Source organism: Aquipuribacter aurantiacus, assembly GCF_051216895.1.
GTDB lineage: Bacteria > Actinomycetota > Actinomycetes > Actinomycetales > JBBAYJ01 > Aquipuribacter.
Genome location: NZ_JBPKAO010000044.1, coordinates 1 through 673, shown reverse-complemented (window position 1 = coordinate 673; position 673 = coordinate 1). Strand labels below are relative to the sequence as shown.

The window sequence follows — 673 nt, the reverse complement described above, 5'->3', positions numbered from 1 at the left end:
GAGGGCCTGGTAGATGGTCTCGTGGGACACGTGCATCTCCGCGACGTCGGGATAGCGCTGTCGCAGCCGCCTGCTGATCTGCTCCGGACTCCACCGTAGGCGTAGCCCGGCCTCGACCCGGGCCCGCAGCAAACGGTCCGTGGCCAACCGCCTGGCCTTGGGTCGCTGGGCGCGCTTGTCGGCCTTGCTCTGCGCGTTCAATGCCCGGTAACGCAGCCGGTCGTCCGGATGAGGGCGCGACCGGCCCGGGACCGGACCCCGGGGGCGGGGCAGCCCGTCCGGTGAGGGCGTCCAGTCCCGTTTCAGGGTCCGGTTGCGGTCCAGTTCCCGCCCGATCGTGGACCGATGACGCCCTAGCTCGCGGGCGATGTCCGCGCGGGAACGCTTCGCGGCCCACATCAGGGCGATCGTCTCCCGCTCCTGCACCGTCAGATACCGCCCGGACGGTGGCTCGGGCTCAGCTCCAGCGACCACCCCACCGACCTTGCTGACCCACCAGCCCACCGACGTCGACGACACACCCACCGCCGCGGCCACGTCATCCACGAACGCCCCGTGATGCCACAACCACAACGCCCGCCGACGAACCTGCACCGGCGTCACCGGCCTACCAAACCTGGGACCCACAACGACCTCCGAGCTCGAGGTGTTGCGACGACCCCTAGAACCCAAG

The 673-nt window shown here is 70.3% G+C and carries 1 protein-coding gene; it reads right to left on the bottom strand.

What is annotated here, in order from left to right; all coding sequences use genetic code 11:
- Positions 1-603 (bottom strand): helix-turn-helix domain-containing protein (locus ACR80Q_RS18330; RefSeq protein ID WP_435379089.1); only part of this gene is annotated, 603 nt, incomplete at its 3' end.
- Positions 604-673: the final 70 nt, after the last annotated feature.